Origin of the sequence: Granulicatella sp. 20925_1_28 (assembly GCF_041433575.1) — a bacterium.
GTDB lineage: Bacteria > Bacillota > Bacilli > Lactobacillales > Aerococcaceae > Granulicatella.
This window is the reverse complement of record NZ_JAPWBS010000018.1, coordinates 19441-39605: the sequence shown is the minus strand read 5'-3', so window position 1 is coordinate 39605 and position 20165 is coordinate 19441. Positions and strand designations below refer to the sequence as shown.

Here is a 20165-nt window from a genome sequence, read left to right as displayed (position 1 = left end):
GAGTCAGAGTAGCCAATTCAGTTTTTTAATATCCAAACGGTTTGAGCTGAATATCCACCTCATACCCATTTTGGTGTGCTAGTTCGATGAGAGTAGATAGACTCGGATTTTTCTTTCCGCTCTCTAACCTTGACAGATTCGTTCTTTCAAAACCAACTTTCTTTGCGTATTCCTCTCTGGATAAATTGCTTTCCATTCTAAGACGAATAATACGAAGTGCCGCCCTATGTCTCGCCAATTCTTTCGCTAAGTCCTCTTTAAAATTCGGATAGCGGGAAGCTATAATCGCGAACTTTTCTGCTCTTAAGGAACTCACTGCCATTCACCCCTTCCGTAATATCTTCTACTTCAAAGGTCAAATACATGACCCCTTCTTCTTCATTATAATCTCCCCATTTTTCAATCATTTCTGGAGTAACCCCTTCTTCTTCAATCAGTTGCAAAATCGCTGCCGCCTTTACCATTCTCCCATACGGCAATCCCATTAACTCTTCAAAGTTCTCCTCTGTAAATTCACGCTTATACCTCATAAATACACCTCCATTTTTCTTAATTGTATCATTTTTGATACGTATCAAAAATGATACATCTTGCTTTTTTCTTATACTATTTTGCTCAAAAAATCCTCCAAAAAGCTACACTCTTTGGAGGCCCCCTGATTAAATCAATATTTTCAATGCTTTAAACTCGAAGTCCTAGTGGTCAATGGAGCATTAACTCTCAAAGCACCATCGTCTTTGCATGGATTGTGTCACTTTCTTCTCTTTAAAAAAGCAAAAAACAAAATCTCAGCACTGGATTACGAAGAATCTTACGGATTTTATAATAGCTATAACGGGAATACGCATTAAATGCGAATTAGGAGGTGTAGGAATTCATTCCGTACACCTCCTTTGAGGCTTTAAAGGTGAGAGACTATAGGCTCGAACCGGTGCCCCGTTATAGCTTTTATAAAAGAATCCGTAAGGATTCGAAGTAATCCAGCAGCACTCACTATTTTAGTTTTTCGCTTTAGGTTTTAAGAATAAGAAGTTTAAGACTAGTAGCACCACAATCCATACACCAGGAACGATGAAGCTTTGGGCAGTTAAGGCGAAATCGGTTTTGGTAAAGAAATCCACAAAGTTCCCCATAAATGTATAGTGTGTCACTTTTGATACCGCATCGCTCAACATTGAGAACATTGGTAAGAACGCAATCCCCATCATCGGAATCACACCATTGACTTGCGCTTTTGCTTGTGTATCTGTCAACGCACCTACTAATAAGTTAAGTAAAATCACACAAATTGCCACACTCGCCACGATGGCGCCATATTCCATCCAACGACCTGAAAGATCCGCTTTAACAATCAGTGGGAAACTTACAATCGTAATCAATGCTAAAACGACTGGGTAGAATAAGATTGAGATTAAGTATTCTACTGAGTGAATGCCGCTTAAGAAGAGTGTCTTCAAGTTTTTCTTTTCTTTTTCTTCAGCAAGCATAATTGTAATCATTGATCCGACAGATAAGCTAAGCGCTAGCGGAATCATCATGAATAGGATTTGAACGGCTACTTGTGGGTTACCATACTTGTTCATAAAGTGGTCATATGCTAGTAACATTCCATATGGGAATACGATTTGGAATAACATTGCTCCATTGCTTAAAATCATTTGTGTACGTAGCCAAATTAAGGCGCTAATTCTTTTAATCATTTAATTTCTCTCCTGTCAATTGAATAAAGATGTCTTCTAACGTTGGTTCCATTGAGTGAATGAGTTCCACTTGTCTCATGTCTTGGTCTTTTAAGTCTTCAAATGCCATCACTTGTTCGCTGTGGTCTCTGAAAATCACTTTCACTCGTTTTTCTTTGTTGTATTTTTGAATAATATCTCGTGGTGTTCCGATTTCCACTAGGTCCCCTTGGTTTAGTAGGGAAATGCGATCACACAACTCTGTAGCTTCGACCATGTCGTGTGTCGTTAGGAAAATCGTTGTGCCCGCTGCTTTTAGTTCTTCCAGCAAGCGGTGAATCTTCTTAGAGGTCATTGGGTCTAGCCCACTCGTTGGTTCGTCTAGGAAGAGTAACTCTGGTCTGTTTAAAAGTGCTCTTGCTAAAAACATTCGTTGACGCATCCCTGTTGAAAGTTTTTCCGCGATTGTCTTCTTACTTTCTAGTAGTCCGACTTGTTCCAGCACTTCATCGACGCGGCTATTTGGTAATCCGTAAATCTTCGCGTAGACGATTAAGTTCTTCTCGAGACTTAATTTTTCGTAGTAACCACTTGAATCTCCTACGAGTCCGATATGTGCTAAGTCTTCAGGGGTAAGGTCCTTTGTATCTTTGCCAAGAAGTTGTGTCGTTCCTTCGTCTGCTTTTAGTTGTCCGGTTAGGATATTGATGAGGGTTGTTTTCCCTGCTCCACTCGGTCCTAAGAACCCGAAGATTTCTCCTTTTTCGACGTTAAATTGAATTTGATTTAATGCTGTCTTGTTTCCAAAACGCTTTGTAATTTTTTCTACTGTAATCATGTTTGCCTCCATGTGTTGTTCTTGATGATTCTACTTTAACAAAAACGAAGGTCACTCAGTAGGCCCGTCCGTCACGACTCACCATGACAAAAGTCACGATAAAAAATGACGTCAGAATTTGACAGCTTCTACCATAGAATTAGGAAAAATTCTTATGTTTTCAGACTATTTCGGAACCCTTTTCATTATTGTTGTAAACGCAATTCTTCCTCTTTACTTTCCTGATTTTTACTACTATAATGCAGGTAGAGAAAGGGGGTAGCGATTATGAACGTACCTACACTAGCATCACAACGTATCTCTCTAAGGCCCTTTCACGAAACTGACATGGAGATTGTAAAATCCTTGCTAACCGACCCACTAGCAACGTCTAATCTTCCATGGGTATCTGCAACGTCTCATTTAAATGCAGAGAACTTTTATACACACCTAATGGACAACGATCCGTACTTTTTTATGATTGAAATGAAGAATTACGACCTGCCAATTGGCTTTATGAAAGTCTCCACAGACCAAAGTCATCTATTGGATTTCGCGCTGCTCGAAGAATATTGGCATCGTGACATTTTAATTGAAGCCTTTCAATTATTACATCCGTACCTTGTTGAGCAGGGCATCTCAGAGCTCTATTTAAAAGTAGAAAGTACGCACACAGACTCTTGCGACTTCGCCAAACGTATTGGATTTTTATACGAGTACTCCTATGAGGTCAAAGACGGAAGCACGGTCCGACTCTACCACATGATTCTCATTCCCGAAACCGCTCGCTTCAATCCCGATATGTGGCAAACTCACTCTGAGCGCTTTATCGAAGCCCTTTAGCATGCAAAAACTCCGACTGGAATCCCAGCCGGAGTTTCTTTTTTGTCTAATTTCTCGTCCCCTTTTTGAAGAGTTTGAAGCATTTCAAATAAATATAAGCACAAACTAAATAGATGATTACGGAGTATCCTACGGATTCTATAGTAATGGAAATAACGAGTGTAACCGAAATGAATTAGGGCGTCAGTTTATTCATCAACTTGACGCCCTTTGAAGTTCGGTAGGCAAAGAGACCTTGGCTCTTGCCGGTACAGTTATTTCCATTACTATGAAGATATCCGTAAGGATACGAAGTAATCATCTAGCACTGTTTTATTTTGTTTGAAATGCTTCGAAGTCGAATGCTTCGCCTTTGATCTTGTCAGGTAAGATGAGCGCGATTAAAATACCAACAATCGCCGGTCCCATCCATCCAAGCGACAACCCTTGTAATGGAAGAATTTCCAACGCTTTTGCTAATCCTTCTAATTTCAACGCGGAAGCTAAACTTGAAACTGTTGAAATAATCGTTGTCAACGCTACTGTTAGCTGCATTCCTCTCTTAGAGAACGCCACTTTCTTATTCACTAATACGAAGAACGCAATCACCACTGTAATTGGATATAAAATCATCAATACTGGAAGTGAGAATGCGATAATCGTTTGAAGACCAAGCGTTGCTACTCCAAATCCGATTAATGTAAATACAGTCGCATACACTTTATAAGAGAAGCGTGGGAATGTTTCTTCGAAGAACTCCCCTACAGATACGATAAGCCCTACCGTTGTTGTTAAGCAGGTAATGATTACCATCACCGCTAAGAAGGCTTGCCCGAATGTACCAAATAACTCGCGTGAAGCCATTGTTAACACGTATGACCCAACGTTTAAATCTGCATCTTTTGCTAATGCACTTGCCACGTTGAAATGATTTCCAAGGAATGCAAGTCCGATATACAATACGCTGAATCCAATCGCTGTTACAACACCAACGCTCATGATTGTTTTCTTGTACTCTTTCTTAGAGCTGAAATGGAAGTCTTTCAATGTATTTACGGCAACTACTGAGAAGGCTACTGCTGCCAAAGCGTCTAGTGTGTTATATCCTTCGATAAAGCCATTCCCGAAAGCTTTCGCTGCTGTCAATTCTGTTTGCCCAGCTAATTCAGGTGTTGTTTGACCGAATTTAAACGCACCAACGACGACTAAGATTAAAATTAACCCTGCAAAAATCGGTGTTAAGATTTTACCGATGCTTGATAATAGTGATGAACGGTTATACGCCAAGTAAAAGGCTACCGCAAAGTAAATCGCCGCGTAAATAATAAGGCCTGATTTTGAATCAGGTAGAAACGGCGCTACCCCGATGTTATACGATACCGTTGCTGTACGTGGAATCGCAAAGAATGGTCCAATTGCCAAATATAATGCAATTAAATATGCCAATGAGAAAATCGGATGAATCTTTTCGTCCAACTCTTTTCTGAATCCACCATTAATCACTGTTCCGATTAAAAGCGTTCCGATGGCAAGTCCGACCCCAGAAACGATAAACCCGATAACAGCTGGCCAAAGTTGATCAGCTGATTGATATCCTAAAGTTGGTGGGAAAATGAGGTTTCCTGCTCCAAAGAAAAATCCAAAGAGTAGTAACCCTGTTAATAAACCTTTTTTCATATAGTTAACTCCTTTAAAAAAGGTGACCCTTCAAATGCCGTTCTTCACATTCGAAGGGTCACTCTTCACTGTTATTCAATTACTATTCAATTAAGCTACAGTTGAGCCGTTTGGCATTCCGTCTGGTGCAAACACCACTTGTAGGACGCCGTCTTTTTCAGCCGAAAGAATCATTCCTTGGCTGATTTGTCCGCGCATTTTACGTGGTTTCAAGTTCGCAACGATGACAACTTTCTTTCCAACGAAAACACTTGGATCTGGATACCATTCTGCGATACCAGAAAGGATTTGACGGTGTCCGCCAGCATCTCCAGCGTCTAAGCGGAATTGAAGCAATTTGTCTGCCCCTTCCACTGGTCCGCATTCGATGACTTCTGCGACTTTCAATTCAATCTTATCGAAGTCGTCATATTTGATGCTTTCTTTTTCACTTGAAAGTTCCACTTCTTCTGGGTTCCAGTCTGTGTTTTCTTCTTCAGCTGGTGTTCCACCCATTTTTGCTTGAATGTAAGCCACTTCTTCTTCAACGTCTAAACGTGGGAAGATTGGTTGTCCTTTTTCGACCACTTTCGTTCCTTCAGGAATCACGCCGAATGTGTGTAATGAAGGGTAATCCATTAACGCGCTATCTGTAATTCCTAATTGTGCCAAGATTTCTCCTGGAGTTTGCGTTAAGAATGGTTGTAAGGCAACGGCAATGATACGTAAGCTTTCTGCTAAATAGTTCATTGTACGTGCTAATTCTTCTTGGCGCGCTTCATCTTTCACGGCTGCCCATGGAGTTGTTTCATCGATATATTTATTTGTACGAGAAACGAATTTCCAGATTGCTGCAAGAGCCACTGAGAATTGCATGTTTTCCATTGCTTCTTCGACTTCCACAATCATCTCTTTTGAAGCATCTACTAATTCTTGGTCAAATGTAGAAACCGGTGCAGTGTGTGCAGGAATGGTTCCATCGAAATACTTATTAATCATCGCAACAGTACGATTTAATAAGTTTCCTAAGTCGTTGGCTAAGTCATAGTTGATACGTTCTACGAATGATTCTGGAGTAAAGATTCCGTCAGAACCGAATGGCACTTCACGTAATAAGTAGTAACGAAGTGCATCTAAGCCGTAACGTTCGATTAATGTGTTCGGGTCTACCACGTTTCCTTTTGATTTAGACATTTTACCGTCTTTCATCAATAACCAGCCGTGTGCGAAGACTTTCTTCGGTAATGGTAAATCTAAAGCCATTAACATAATTGGCCAGTAAATCGTATGGAAACGAACGATTTCTTTTCCGATAAAATGCACATCTGCAGGCCAGTAGCGGTTGAATAATGTTTCATCATCGCTACCATATCCTAGTGCTGTAATGTAGTTTGATAAGGCATCAATCCATACGTAAACCACGTGTTTTGGATCGTTTGGCACTGGAATTCCCCAGTCAAATGATGTACGTGAAACGGCTAAGTCTTCTAAGCCTGGCTTGATGAAGTTGTTAATCATCTCATTTTTACGTGATTCTGGTTGAATGAAATCTGGGTGTTCTTCATAGTATTGCAATAAGCGGTCAGCGTATTTGCTCATTCTGAAGAAGTAAGATTCTTCTTTAACAAGCTCAACTTCGTGTCCACTTGGTGCAACCCCACCAATCATTTTTCCTTCAGCATCGCGGTATACTTCGACTAATTGAGACTCAGTGAAGTACTCTTCGTCTGATACTGAATACCAACCTTCGTATTCGCCAAGGTAAATGTCGCCATTGTCCACTAATTTTTGGAAAATCTTTTGGACGGCTTTTGTATGGCGTGGTTGTGTTGTACGAATGAAGTCATCGTAAGAGATGTCTAGCTTTTTCCAAAGGTCTTGAATGCCGAAAATAATTTTATCGACGAATTCAATTTCAGAAACGCCTGCTTCTTTCGCTTTTTCTTGGATTTTTTGTCCGTGTTCATCTGTTCCTGTTAAGAAGTAAGTGTCAAACCCTTGTAGTTTTTTATAGCGAATCATAGCATCGCTCGCTACAGTTGTATAGGCATGACCAATGTGTAAGTTGCCACTTGGATAGTAAATCGGTGTGGTTAAGTAAAATGTTTTCTTGTCTTCAGCCATGTTGGGAAGAGCCTCCTTGAAATTGTTTAAAGATAGGCATAGTATACCATACCTACGCAAAAAATACGAGAAGTGAAAACCAACTGAAAACATTATGGAGTTAGAGTTAGGTGAAAAGAATATGCTTGAATTCAGTTTGGTCTTCTAGTCTTTGTGTTATGCAGATGATTTCTTAGAATCCTTACGGATTCTTTTTATAATCGCTGTTACGGGGCACCGGTTCGAGCCTAAAGTCTCTCACCTTTAAAGCCTCAAAGGAGGTGTACGGAATGAATTCCTACACCTCCTAATTCGCATTTAATGCGATTTCCCGTTTCTGCGATTATAAAATCCGCAAGATTCTTTGAAATCATCTATGTAAAAATCAAACTAAATTGAGTTTATTTTTTACGCTCCACAATGTTTTCAGTTGGCTTCTCGTAGTTTTTGCGTGCTTGGATACTAGAAACAATGAACAGGCTGTAACAAGGAAACTTTAAGGGAGAATAGAAAAAAGAGAAGGTAGGGAGACCTTCTCTTTGAATGGAGATAACGAGTTTATTTATTTCTTCTTACGGTTGAGAATCGCGTTAAGGGCTACGGCAAGGATGCTGGCCATGACGATTCCGTTTTTGAAGAACATGCTAAATTCTGTTGGGAGGCTATTGAATAAATTACTATTATTAAAGCCGACACCGACAGCGATTGATACTGCAGCGATTAAGAAATTGTGTTCGTTATTTGCAAAATCCACACAAGCAAGCATCTGCATCCCTTGAAGAGATACGAATCCGAACATCACAATCATCGCTCCACCAATGACTGGATCAGGAATGATTTGTGCTAGGGCGCCAAATTTTGGAAGAAGTCCTAATAATAGAAGAAAGCCTGCTGCGTAGTAGATTGGAAGACGTGTTTTGATGCCGGACATTTTCACTAAGCCCACGTTTTGAGAGAAACCTGTGTATGGGAAAGTATTAAAAATCCCACCAAGCAACACGGCCAACCCTTCCGCACGGTAACCATTACGAAGACGCGTTTCATTGATTGGATCATTCGTAATGTCAGAAAGTGCCAAGTACACCCCTGTCGATTCAACCATGGAAACCATCGCGATAACACACATCATGAAAATCGAAGTGAACTCAAATGTTGGCATCCCAAAGTAAAACGGTGTTGGAACGTGTAAGATTGGTGCTTTGACTACTGGAGCAAAGTCTACTAAGCCCATAAATGCCGCAAGAGTTGTACCGATGACTAATCCGATTAAAATAGAAATAGATTTTACGAACCCTTTTGTAAAGATGTTGATGAGTAAAATAATGGCAACTGTAACGAGCGACAAGGTCAGGCTACCAGCTGTTGGATCTGGAACATTACCACCCATATTTCCGATAGCAACTGGAATAAGCGTCAAACCGATTGTCGTAATCACAGATCCAGTAACGATGGCTGGGAAAAATTTTGCCAGTTTCGAGAAGACGCCAGAGATGAGAACGACGAAAATCCCGGACGCAATCAGTGCTCCGAACATCGCTCCACTACCATGGTTTTGGCCAATAATCGTCAGTGGTGCCACCGATTGGAAGGCTACTCCTAAAACGACTGGAAGGCCGATACCGAAGTATTTGTTTAATTGCAATTGTAGAAATGTCGCCAATCCACACATGAAGATGTCAGTTGAGACTAAGTACGTTAATTGTTCCGTGTTATATCCGAGAGCTTTCCCAATCATCATTGGTACAAGAATAGAACCAGAATACATGGCTAATAAATGTTGAAGCCCGAGCACCATCGATTGTGAGTGTTTTTCTTGTTGTTGCATTATAACTCTGCCTCCTTAAATACGACCTGTCCATTTTCAAAACGTTCTAAGCGCGCTAGGGAAAAGACGGGGATGCCTGTTTTTTCTAAGAGGCCACGTCCATCTTGGAATGATTTTTCAATCACGATTCCAATGGCTTCCACTTTCGCGCCGGCTTGTTCAACAATCTCAACGAGTCCTTTTGCGGCTTGTCCATTCGCTAAGAAATCGTCGACGATAAGGACTTTATCATTTTCAGAAAGATACTTACTAGCGATAGAGACGGTATTGGAGACTTGCTTTGTAAATGAATAAACTTCTGCAGTGAGGATGCCTTCGTTCATCGTGATGTTCTTTGATTTCTTCGCAAAAATCATTGGAACCCCAAGCGCGTCCGCTGTATACAATGCTGGAGCAATTCCAGATGCTTCAATCGTGACAACCTTCGTAATACCAGCGTCCTTAAACTTGTCCGCAAAGACTTTTCCAATCTCTTTCATCAAGTTCAAATCCACTTGGTGAGTGAGAAAAGAATCGACTTTAAGGATGTTTTCGCCTAACACATAGCCATCTTTTAGAATACGTTCTTCTAATGTTTTCATAAGTCCTCCTTAAAAATAATCGACAGAATAAATGCAACTCCAACTTAGGCCCAAAACCGTACATTCTTAAACCGTTTGTTAGGATAGTTATGATTTTACTGTTTTTATTTTTAAAAAGCAACTATAAAATGCGTATTTTTTATATTTTCACGAACAATATACAATACACCACAATGTAACGTTCATTTTTAACGACTGAAACACAAAAAAACGAGCAGGAAAACCTGCTCGTCTAAACGTTACGTTTTAAATTATTTTTCTTCTGCTTTCTTATTTGTTACAAAAACGATTGCACCAATTGTAGCGAAGATTGCTGATAATACCCAGTAAGCATCACGAATTGAACCAGTGTTTGGTAATTCAGGGCTTGGTGTAGTTGTTGTTGTTCCAGGAGTTGGAGCAACCACTGTCGTTGTATTACCTGTTGTTGAACCTTCTGTTGTTGGAGCATCCGTTGTTGTTGTTGTAGTTGTTCCAGGAGTTGGAGCAACCGTTGTTGTTGTTGTAGTTGTTGTAGTTGTTGGAGCAACCGTTGTTGTTGTTGTAGTTGTTGTTGTTGTTGGAGCTTCCGTTGTTGTTGTTGCAGCTGTTGTTGTTGGAGCTTCTGTTGTTGTTGCAGCTGTTGTTGTTGGAGCTTCTGTTGTTGTTGCAGCTGTTGTTGTTGGAGCTTCTGTTGTTGTTGTTGCAGCTGTTGTTGTTGGAGCTTCTGTTGTTGTTGTTGCAGCTGTTGTTGTTGGAGCTTCCGTTGTTGTTGTTGGAGCTTCTGTTGTTGTTGCAGCTGTTGTTGTTGGAGCTTCTGTTGTTGTTTCAGTTGTTGTTGTTGGAGCTTCCGTTGTTGTTGTAGTTGGTTTGTTTGAAGTATTCACAACTTTAATCACGTTTGAATCATTAATTTTTTCAACTTTTGAAGTATATCCATCAGGAGTGTTCACTTCTTCTACTGAGTACTCAATTTTCTTACCGTCTTTAATACCAGGTAATTTAGTGAAATCAGCTTTCCAACCAGACTCTTTTGTTAGAGTTTTCGTCATACCGTCTAATTTTTGACCATTAGCTACTAATTGAACTGTGATGTCTTTACGGTCTGCTTCGCTATCGCCAACCCATTCTTTTTGAACTGTAACTGTTGTGTCACCAGTCACCCAGAATTTCAATTCTGGGTTGTTCCAGAACGCTGGATCTTCTTGTGGAGTTGTGATTTCGTCAGATTTCAATGTAGCGTTGTTGTCTACACGAATTGTAGTCTTAGGAATTAATGTTTGGTATTCAATGATTAATTCTTCGTCTGTAGCTGTTTTGAAAACATCGCTTACGTCTGATAAGTTCACAGTGAATCCATTTCCGTCTGCATCAAATTTAACATGCTTCCAGAAATCCCAACCTGAAGCAACTACTTGTCCACCTTTTCTTAATGTGAATGATGGTTTTAAGTAAGTTCCCACAAAGAATTCACTTGCTGCATGGTTCGCAGCTGGAGCAAAAGTGATTTTAGAGTAATCTACCGCTGGAGCTTGAATGCGGTCTGTTACCACTGGATTTGTTAAAGCTTGTTTTTTGCCATCTCCGTTAATACGGATGAACCATTTAGTTAAGTAGTAGTCATCTCCAACATTCATCCATGCATAGTTTTCAGAGGCATCTAATTTGAATTGTTTAGATACATAGTCCCCTGTAAGGTTGTATTTATTAATTACAGATTCAAATACGCCAGGACCGTCAGGACGTGTGATGACAACTGATTCAGAACCTACTTTTGAAGTAGCTGTTTTGTTTCCAGGATTTCCTGGTGTGTTATCCCATTCCGCTGTGTATGAGAATCCACCTTTTACGTTTTGGTTCATTGATTCGATTGCCTTTTTGAAAGTAAAAGTAATCTTTTTACCTGTCATCGAAACAGTCGCTACTTCAGCACCGTTTGCTTGTAGTGATTGTGTTGCGATTACAGTGATATTAACACCTTCTGGAGCATCGATTGTGAAAGTGTCGCCTTCTTTAACAGATTTACCTGTTAAATCCCAGTCAAAAGAAAATGTAACCTTTTGACCAGCTGCTGTTGCTTTTAAGTTTGTAACTGTTGGTGTTACTGTAGCCGCGTTAACAGGTTGCATTAACGTTAATCCTAAAATCGCCCATGCAATCATCGCAACGAAAGCTACTGTTTTCTTGAAGCTAGATTTCATTTTTTTCCTCCATTCCCTTTTCTGGCTCTATAGCCTCATCTTGTTTGAACGCCCAAAAACGTTGTCCCACGTAATTTAATAATACAAATAATCCCATGCCAATCACGAGTGCAATATACCCTTGTAATCTCTCTCCTGCTCCTTGGAAAAGATACAAGGCTAAAGGTTTTGCAACTCCATATGCTAAAAAGTAACATACGGATATGTTAATCGCGAATCGGATAATGGATTCCTTACTTGTTTCCTTCACCTCAAACGTATATTTCTTATTAAGGAAATAACTCAAGATACTCCCGCATAAGTAATTCAACGCTGATGAAGTCCAGTAATTAATATCGTAAGAAAACCATTGAAGTTGCTCTAGTATATAAAAACTGGAAAACATAATAGCCGTTCCGAACAATGTATTTATAATTCCAACGACGATAAATTTTAAGAACGTCTTATCAAATATTTTGAGTAGTTTATTTTTCAAATTGTTTCCTCCAAATTTACCCTCATCAGGTATATTATACACCTTTTTCACAAAAAAGCACAACTTATGAATGAAATTTTTTCATAAGTTGTGCCATTATTTTTCTAACTATTTCCAAAGATTATTCTTCTTCGTCTTCTTCGTCGAAGTCTTTATCTAAATCTTCGTCATCAATGATAATTAAATCTTCTTCTACACTTGTTTCGTCGACTAAGTCTTCGTCAGCACCTAGTTCGTTTAAGTCAGAGCGGTAAGCATCAATTTCGTCTTCTTCATCTACATCGTCTTCAAGATCCACATCGATATCGTCGTCTAAGTCATCGCTATCAAGATCTTCATCATCGATAAGCTCTTCATCTTCTGGATCATCATCGTTGTAATCGATAAGATCGTCACTGCCGAACGCGTTAACTTTCTTACGTTTCTTACGAGGTTTCTTCACTTCTTCGTCTTCCATAGATGTTGCAATTTCTTCATCGATAGAATCGATTGGATACCATGCACGTAATCCCCAACGGTTATCTCCTAGTGAGATAAAGCTTCCGTCGATATTTAAGTCTGTATAGAAGCGAGCCATACGTGATTCTAACGCTTCGTCACTTAATTCCATGTATTCTTGAATTTCTACTAATAATTGGTTGAAATCTAAAACTTCATTCTTAGCTTCTAAAATAGCATGCGCTACTTCGACCATTGATAATTCGTTTTTATTAATGCCATCGAGTTTCTTTAATTCCAATGGTTACACTTCCTTTCCTGTTCATCCTAAACAGTATAGCACAGATTCTTCATATTGTGCTACTTTAGAGAGATTTTTTATGCATTTTCCCCTGTTTGTAAATGGAACGTCACAAGCGAGCTTGTAATCAGCTGTCTTTGTTGGAATAACTGATATTCTAAAACTACTAGCACCGTCTCATCGGCTTCTTCCACGTGTAGTTGTTTTGTCTGAATATCAAAATGCATTTGACGACCGGCACCTAATTCATAAATCCCTTTCGTCGCCTTTGTTTTATTGAACTCCATCTTACTACGCGCATCGCCTTGACGATGAAGTGTTACATGCGACACTTCGCCTGTTGTATCCACTTCTACTTTCACACGCGTATTTGTTTCATCCTCTACATAACTAAGCACAAAACCAGAGTCCTTACGAAGACGTGTCGCATCCGCTAGCATACGCTGCTTCATCGTTTCCCCGCCTTGACTTAATACCGTTTCAATCGTTAATTTCACAGTCCATCCCCCCCTATCGTTCTCTTTCCTTCTCCCTTTCTGGATTTTTAGCGGGCAAGCAAACTCTGCGCTCTAACCCCTATTCCAAAAAGGTTCGTAAATTCAAAAAAGTCTTTGATGGCAGAGAATTTTGAGACCCTTTTTGAGGGTAAAGAACCTTTCGGATGTTATAAAAACAGTTATGGGAATTCGTATTAAATGCGAATTAGAGGGCGTAAGGAAATTTTTCCCTACGCCCTCTTTGAGGCTTTAAAGGTGAGAGACCTAGGCTCGAACCGGTACCTCATAACAGTTTTTATAACAGCAATCCGAAAGGATTCGAACCCCAAAAAGGAGCCGAAAAATTTCGAAGCCATCAAACATATATTTTAGTATTTCGCTAACTCTTGTTGTAATAGTTGGTTTACAACGCCAGGGTTTGCTTTTCCTTTCGTTTGCTTCATAATTTGCCCAACTAAAAATCCAACAGCACGGTCTTTACCATTCTTGAAGTCTTCAATAGACTGCGCATTGTTCGCCAACACATCTTGAATAATCGGTAATAACTGAGCAGGATCACTCAATTGAATCATACCGTGTTTTTCAACAACGCCTTTTGCAGTTCCGCCTTCTTCTGCTAATAACAAGAAGACTTTCTTCGCTAATTTCGAACTGATTGTTCCGTCTGCGATTAGTTGAATCATTTCTGCTAAGCTTTCTGGCGTTAACTTCAAGTCTTTCAATTCTAATTTCTTGCTGTTCATGTGCGCTGAGATGTCACCCATTAACCAGTTTGACGCTTGTTTAGGATCGGCACCCGCAGCAACCGTTGCATCGAAGAAATCAGACATTTCTTTTGTTAATGTTAATACCATTGCATCATATTCTGGTAAGCCAAATTCGCTCACATAACGTTCACGACGTTTGCTTGGCATTTCAGGAATAGAAGCACGCACTTCTTCAATCCATTCATTTGAGATTTGGAAGTTTGGTAGGTCTGGTTCTGGGAAGTAACGGTAGTCACTTGACCCTTCTTTCACACGCATTAAGATGGTTTGACCAGTCGCATCATCAAAACGACGTGTTTCTTGTAGGATTTCTCCCCCATTACGTAGAACGTTCGCTTGACGAACTTCTTCGAACGCTAACCCTTTACGTACGTTGTTAAATGAGTTTAAGTTTTTCAACTCTGTTTTTGTCCCGAATTTTTCTTGACCATAAGGACGAATTGAAATGTTCGCGTCACAACGCATTGAACCTTCTTCCATCTTCACGTCAGAAACACCCGTAAACATGATGATTTGACGAAGTGCTTCAAGGTACGCATACGCTTCTTCAGGAGAACGCATATCCGCTTCCGATACGATTTCAATCAGTGGAGTTCCTTGACGGTTTAAGTCCACATAAGAGAATCCGTCTGTTCCGTGCGTGTTTTTACCCGCATCTTCTTCAAGGTGAACACGTTCAATACGAATGCGTTTTGTTTGTCCTTCTACTTCGATATCAATCCAGCCGTCATGACCGATTGGGTAATCGAATTGAGAGATTTGGTACGCTTTTGGATTGTCAGGGTAGAAATAGTTTTTACGGTCGAATTTTGTATCTTGAGAAATGGTACAGTTCAACGCAAGAGCTGCACGCATTCCGAATTCTAACGCACGTTTATTCACGACAGGAAGTACCCCTGGATATCCCCAGTCGATGACGTTTGTATTTGTATTTGGTTCCGCACCGAAATGCGCTGGTGATGGAGAGAACATTTTTGAATCAGTTTTTAATTCAACGTGGCACTCTAAACCAATAATTGTTTCAAAGTTCATGTCATTGTTCCTCCTTATAATTGTGGGCGGCGTAAGTAGTAATCATTTGCTTGTTCAAATGCATACGCTGCTTGATAAATCGTTTTTTCTTGGAAGTAATTTCCGATTAATTGAATTCCGACTGGTAGGCCTTCGTTTGTAAAGCCAGCAGGAACTGATATTGCTGGTAGTCCAGCTAAGTTTACAGGAACTGTTAATAAGTCCGCCATGTACATTGCGATTGGGTCATCACTGTGTGCGCCTAATCCAAATGCTGCAGAAGTCGTTACAGGTCCTAAGATTAAATCATAGTTTTCAAATACTTTTGCAAAGTCTTGTTTGATTAATGTACGTACTTGACCAGCTTTCTTGAAGTAAGCATCGTAGTAACCAGAACTTAAGCTGAATGTTCCAAGCATGATACGACGTTTTACTTCCATTCCGAATCCTTCAGAACGGCTCTTCACGTATAAATCTTCTAATGTTTCTGCTTCAGTTGAACGGTGACCGTAACGGATTCCGTCGAAACGTTGTAAGTTTGAAGAAGCTTCAGATGAAGCGATAATATAGTACGCTGGAATTCCGTATTTAGAGTGAGGCAAGCTCACTTCTTCAACGATAGCTCCCATTTCACGGTATTGATCAGCCGCTTTTAATACAGCTGCTTGAACTTCAGCGTCCACACCTTCTGCAAAATATTCTTTTGGTAACGCGATACGCATGCCTTTGATGTCACCTGTTAATCCTTTATGGTAAGCAGGCACTTCTTGTGGCACACTTGTTGAATCGCGGTGATCATAACCTGAAATCGCGCTTAATACTAAGGCGTTATCTTGAACGGTACGTGTAAATGGTCCGATTTGGTCTAAGCTTGACGCAAAGGCAATCAAACCGTAACGAGAAATACGACCATAAGTTGGTTTCATCCCAACAATCCCTGTGAAACTTGCAGGTTGGCGGATAGAACCACCTGTATCAGAACCAAGTGAAGCTAGTACTTCGCCTGAAGCAACCGCTGCGGCAGAACCACCTGAAGATCCACCAGGAACTTTTGTTAAGTCCCACGGATTTTTTGTTTTCTTGAAGTAAGAAGTTTCTGTTGAACCACCCATGGCAAATTCGTCCATGTTTAATTTACCAACGTTCACCGCACCTTCTGCTTTTAATAATTCCATTACGTGCGCGTCGTAAATCGGGTTGAAGTCCTCTAACATACGGCTTGAAGCAGTTGTTAAAAGATCGCGAGTGACGATATTGTCTTTAATCCCGATTGGAAGACCTTGAAGAGAAGCTTCTTCGCCGTAGCCTTTTTCATCAGCAGCGGCTGCTTGTTGCAGTGCTTCTTCTTCATTTAATGTCACGAACGCTTCTACTTTAGGTTCTAAAGCATGGATACGTTCGAATGTTTCTTTTGTTAATTCCACAGAAGTGAATTCTTGATTACGAAGGCCTTCGTGAAGCTCAACTAATGTTTTGTTTTCAATAATACTCATGCTTCACCCTCCTCGTTTTCACCCATAATTGCAGGCACTTGAATAAATCCATCTTCGCTTGTTTTCACATTACGCATTAACAAGTCGCGGTCTGTTCCTTTTTCAGCAACATCTTCACGCATCACATTCACTAATGGATATCCGTGAGTTGTGACAGGCACACCCGTTGTATCTACTTCGTTTAATTGTTCCACCATATCAATGATATCGCTCATTTGTTCTGTAAAATGAAGGATTTCATTGTCGGCAAAAGTTAGCTTTGCAAGTTTGGCAACGTGTCTAACTTCTTTTTCCTCAATGGCCATGTTTTTTCCTCGCTTTCAAAATCAATACTTTTCTATTTTAAAAGGCACTTGGGCCTCCGTCAACGTTAATCAAAGATATGGTAGGTGAAGACGCCTTGTGACATATCTTGTAATAAGAATGCCTCCACTCCATTAATCGAACTAATGCGAACTTCTACCGGTGTTGTTTTCGGTAAGTATTTATTCGCAACATCCGTCACGTGCTGTGCTAAAGCGATAATTTCTGATTCACCATAGAATTGCGTCATGATATTCACGACCATCTTCTTAGCTACATTATCTTGATACATCACGCGAGCCGTTACCCCTGAGAGGTTCGGGAAGAAGTTTTGCACTTCTGTTCTGAAGTTTTCAAATGCTGTTGACTCTTCTGTCGCAGATTCGTTCACTAATGGAAGCACAACTACTTTTTGGTTCACTTTTGACCAGTTTGTAATTTCAGTTCCTTCTACTGAAGTCGCTTCAAGAACGTATACCCCGCCACCGATATCATCTTTAGATGTTTGACGGAACACTCCGAAGACGATTGGCACAGCCTTCAATGCATCGTTTTGACGCAGTCTTGTTAGGATAGTATTTGCAATCGCTTTTGCTTGTTCGATCATCGCTTCGTTTGAGATTTCAGTTTCAGCATCTTTGCCATCGTTTGTGTAGTAGTCCACACTATTCATCGCAATCCCAATACTAATTCCACCTAATTCAAAGTTGTTTTCCGTTTGAATCATGTAGTCTTGTTCGAGAATCTGCGCTAAATAAATTGGCGCACGTCCTGTTGGAGATGTATCTCCATTATCAGCAGGATTTAGCCCGTCTGGATTTTTATCACTCTTACGCGCAATCCATTTTGCGGTTGTTTCTGCATCGATGATTTGGCCTTCTCTGAAGAAGTATTGGTTCGTTGGGAACACGCTTCTTGAAAGATCAATCAATCCTGTCTCAAAGTTCTTCAAGTTAAATCCTGTGTTTAAACTTAAAGTCGCTCCACGGTTTTGGCTCACTTCATACTTTCCATTTGTAATGAGCGCGCGATAAAAATTATTCGATAATTGATTTGTTGTTGATTGTACTACTTTTGTATTGGAATCTTTATTGGTATTCGTGCTTGATTGATTTGCTCTTGTAACATCCGCACAGGCAGCGAGCGAAATCACACTGGCTAATCCGAGTAATCCCAATCGTAATGTTTTTCTCATGTGACATCCTTTCTATGCAAGAGAATCGAGAAATTGTTGCTCGCTCCACACTTCGATTCCTAGGTCATTTGCCTTCGTTAATTTACTTCCAGCAGAATGCCCCGCAATCACCACATCCGTCTTCTTCGAAACAGATCCGGTCACCTTCGCTCCAAGCGATTCGAGTTTTTCTTTTGCATCTTGTCTTGTTAATTGTTCTAAAGTCCCTGTTAATACGACCGTCTTACCGCTGAGGACGTGTCCTGAGGCAGCTGAGTCGTCTTTTGTCACTCCAAGATAGGTCATATTCACGCCACTATCTTGCAATTCTTGAATTAATTCTTGAACAGATGGTTGTTCAAAATAAGTTTTTACACTATAAGCAATAATATCACCTAAACCATCAATTTCCAATAATTGTTCAATGCTCGCTTCTTGCAGAGCCGTCATCGTTTTAAAATGTTGCGCTAATTCTTTCGCCGCCTTGGTTCCAACATGACGGATCCCAAGCCCTGTTAAGAGGCGCTCGAGCGAGTTTTCTTTACTCTTCTCGATGGCTTCTAAGATATTTTCTGCGCTCTTTTGTTGCACTTTATCTAAAGCTAGCAATTGGTCTAGTGTTAATTTATATAAATCTGCCACATCCATGACAAGCCCTTCTTCAAAGAGTTGCTTGATGACACGTGGCCCAATTCCACTCATATTCATCGCGTTACGAGAAACAAAGTGGCTCAACCCTTCTGTCAATTGAGCAGAACATTTTGGATTCAAGCAGCGAATCGCCACCTCTTCTTCCAAATGTTCTAATTTTGCATGACAGACCGGACAAGTCGTTGGAAACTCGTAAGGCTGACTCGTTGCAGGACGTTTCTCTAAAATCACGCGTGTGACTTCTGGGATAATGTCTCCAGCCTTATGAATCACAACCGTGTCTTCTAGACGGATGTCGCGCTCCTTAATCAAGTCAATATTATGCAAGCTCGCACGGCGTACCGTCGTTCCTGCTAGTTGAACGGGATCCATCACCGCAGTTGGCGTTACAACCCCCGTACGCCCAACCGTCCACTCGATATCGCGGACAATCGTTTGTGCTTCTTCGGCTGGGAATTTATACGCGATTGCCCAACGTGGAGCTTTCACCGTAAAGCCAATTTCTTCTTGAGCGGCAAAATCATTCACCTTAATCACCATACCGTCAATTTCATATGGCAAATCTGGACGTTTTGCAGCAATCGTCTCGATGTAATTCCACACTTCATCAATCGTTTGGCATTTTAAACGTTCAGGATTCGTGACAAAGCCAATCTCTGCCATTTTCTCTAATAGCTCTTCTTGGGTTGAAACATTTAGCTCTTCCACACTTGGACTGCTGTAAAGAAAGACCGACAAGTTTCGCTTCGCCGCAATTTTTGAATCGAGCTGTCTGAGACTTCCTGCCGCCGCATTTCTTGGGTTGGCAAAGACTTCAAGCCCTTCTTCTTCACGCGACTGGTTTAATGCTACGAAAGATTTCTTTGGCATATAACATTCTCCGCGCACTTCGATATTCCAAGGTTCTTTGAGAGAAAGCGGCACGGATTTAATCGTGCGAACATTTCCTGTTACGTCTTCCCCAGTCGTTCCGTCACCACGAGTCGCTCCGAGTACAAGCTGTCCGTCTTGATACGTCAACGCGATTGAGAGTCCATCGATTTTCAATTCACACACATATTCAATCGCACGGTTCGTTAATTTACGAAGACGCGCATCGAATTCTTCCAAGTCTTCTTTTGAGAAAGCATTTGAAAGGCTGAGCATTGGATTCGTGTGCGTTACCTTCTGGAACTGGTCGAGCACTTCTCCACCCACACGTTGCGTAGGTGAATCAGGCGTCACGAATTCTGGATGTTCAACTTCAAGCGCCACTAGTTCATGATAAGCCTTGTCGTAATCCGCATCGGTTGCAGTTGGCTTATCTTCCACATAATACTCATGACTCCAACGATTTAATTGTTCTTTTAGCTCTTCAATTCTTTGTTGAATCGTTGTACTCATCTTCATCCT

General features: G+C 40.6%; 18 protein-coding genes. 1 reads left to right on the top strand and 17 read right to left on the bottom strand.

Features of this window, described 5'->3' with window-relative positions; all coding sequences use genetic code 11:
- Positions 1–25: 25 nt before the first annotated feature.
- The 4 genes from O3793_RS08160 to O3793_RS08145 form a co-directional block, all read right to left on the bottom strand.
- Positions 26–196 (bottom strand): helix-turn-helix domain-containing protein, encoded by a 171-nt coding sequence (locus tag O3793_RS08160; RefSeq protein ID WP_371446742.1) that lies wholly within the window; start codon positions 194–196, stop codon positions 26–28.
- Positions 197–257: 61 nt separating this feature from the next.
- Entirely contained in the window at positions 258–530 is a 273-nt protein-coding gene (locus O3793_RS08155) for a hypothetical protein (RefSeq protein WP_371446738.1), read from the bottom strand.
- A 468-nt stretch (positions 531–998) separates the two neighbouring features.
- A complete protein-coding gene (locus O3793_RS08150; protein WP_371446736.1) occupies positions 999–1700 on the bottom strand; it encodes an ABC transporter permease in 702 nt (233 codons plus the stop codon).
- Positions 1693–2529, bottom strand: coding sequence for an ABC transporter ATP-binding protein (locus O3793_RS08145; RefSeq protein ID WP_371446734.1), 837 nt, complete (start codon positions 2527–2529; stop codon positions 1693–1695). The genes O3793_RS08150 and O3793_RS08145 overlap by 8 nt, the downstream gene beginning before the upstream one ends.
- A gap of 255 nt (positions 2530–2784) precedes the next feature.
- Between O3793_RS08145 and O3793_RS08140 the strand changes: the two genes are divergently transcribed.
- Positions 2785–3339, top strand: coding sequence for a GNAT family N-acetyltransferase (locus O3793_RS08140; RefSeq protein WP_371446732.1), 555 nt, complete (start codon positions 2785–2787; stop codon positions 3337–3339).
- Positions 3340–3651: 312 nt separating this feature from the next.
- Here the strand turns inward: O3793_RS08140 and brnQ are convergent, their stop codons facing one another.
- From brnQ to ligA, 13 genes are all read right to left on the bottom strand, one after another.
- Entirely contained in the window at positions 3652–4995 is a 1344-nt protein-coding gene (gene brnQ, locus O3793_RS08135; protein ID WP_371446730.1) for a branched-chain amino acid transport system II carrier protein, read from the bottom strand.
- Between the two features lie 90 nt (positions 4996–5085).
- Positions 5086–7191 carry a methionine--tRNA ligase gene (metG, locus tag O3793_RS08130; protein ID WP_371446728.1) on the bottom strand — a complete coding sequence of 702 codons (2106 nt, stop codon included), beginning with the start codon at positions 7189–7191 and terminating at the stop codon, positions 5086–5088.
- Positions 7192–7639: 448 nt separating this feature from the next.
- Positions 7640–8902: a nucleobase:cation symporter-2 family protein gene (locus tag O3793_RS08125; RefSeq protein WP_371446726.1), complete on the bottom strand. Its 1263-nt coding sequence runs from the start codon at positions 8900–8902 to the stop codon at positions 7640–7642.
- Positions 8902–9483: a xanthine phosphoribosyltransferase gene (locus O3793_RS08120; RefSeq protein ID WP_371446725.1), complete on the bottom strand. Its 582-nt coding sequence runs from the start codon at positions 9481–9483 to the stop codon at positions 8902–8904. Before O3793_RS08120 ends, O3793_RS08125 begins: the two co-directional genes overlap by 1 nt.
- Positions 9484–9734: 251 nt before the next feature.
- Positions 9735–11663, bottom strand: coding sequence for an Ig-like domain-containing protein (locus O3793_RS08115; protein ID WP_371446723.1), 1929 nt, complete (start codon positions 11661–11663; stop codon positions 9735–9737).
- Positions 11653–12138: a GtrA family protein gene (locus O3793_RS08110; protein ID WP_371446721.1), complete on the bottom strand. Its 486-nt coding sequence runs from the start codon at positions 12136–12138 to the stop codon at positions 11653–11655. Before O3793_RS08110 ends, O3793_RS08115 begins: the two co-directional genes overlap by 11 nt.
- Before the next feature lie 121 nt (positions 12139–12259).
- The gene (rpoE, locus tag O3793_RS08105; RefSeq protein WP_371446719.1) at positions 12260–12877 is read right to left on the bottom strand and encodes a DNA-directed RNA polymerase subunit delta; all 618 of its coding nucleotides are present in this window, start codon (positions 12875–12877) and stop codon (positions 12260–12262) included.
- Between the two features lie 77 nt (positions 12878–12954).
- A complete protein-coding gene (locus tag O3793_RS08100; protein WP_371446717.1) occupies positions 12955–13374 on the bottom strand; it encodes a DUF1934 domain-containing protein in 420 nt (139 codons plus the stop codon).
- A 368-nt stretch (positions 13375–13742) separates the two neighbouring features.
- On the bottom strand, positions 13743–15173 hold the full coding sequence (gene gatB, locus O3793_RS08095) for an Asp-tRNA(Asn)/Glu-tRNA(Gln) amidotransferase subunit GatB (RefSeq protein WP_371446716.1): 1431 nt from the start codon (positions 15171–15173) through the stop codon (positions 13743–13745).
- 14 nt (positions 15174–15187) lie between these two features.
- A complete protein-coding gene (gatA, locus tag O3793_RS08090; protein WP_371446715.1) occupies positions 15188–16645 on the bottom strand; it encodes an Asp-tRNA(Asn)/Glu-tRNA(Gln) amidotransferase subunit GatA in 1458 nt (485 codons plus the stop codon).
- Positions 16642–16950 (bottom strand): Asp-tRNA(Asn)/Glu-tRNA(Gln) amidotransferase subunit GatC, encoded by a 309-nt coding sequence (gene gatC / locus O3793_RS08085; RefSeq protein WP_048713625.1) that lies wholly within the window; start codon positions 16948–16950, stop codon positions 16642–16644. The genes gatA and gatC overlap by 4 nt, the downstream gene beginning before the upstream one ends.
- Before the next feature lie 65 nt (positions 16951–17015).
- A complete protein-coding gene (locus O3793_RS08080) occupies positions 17016–18143 on the bottom strand; it encodes a CamS family sex pheromone protein (RefSeq protein ID WP_371446713.1) in 1128 nt (375 codons plus the stop codon).
- A 12-nt stretch (positions 18144–18155) separates the two neighbouring features.
- A complete protein-coding gene (gene ligA, locus O3793_RS08075; RefSeq protein WP_371446712.1) occupies positions 18156–20162 on the bottom strand; it encodes an NAD-dependent DNA ligase LigA in 2007 nt (668 codons plus the stop codon).
- Positions 20163–20165: the final 3 nt, after the last annotated feature.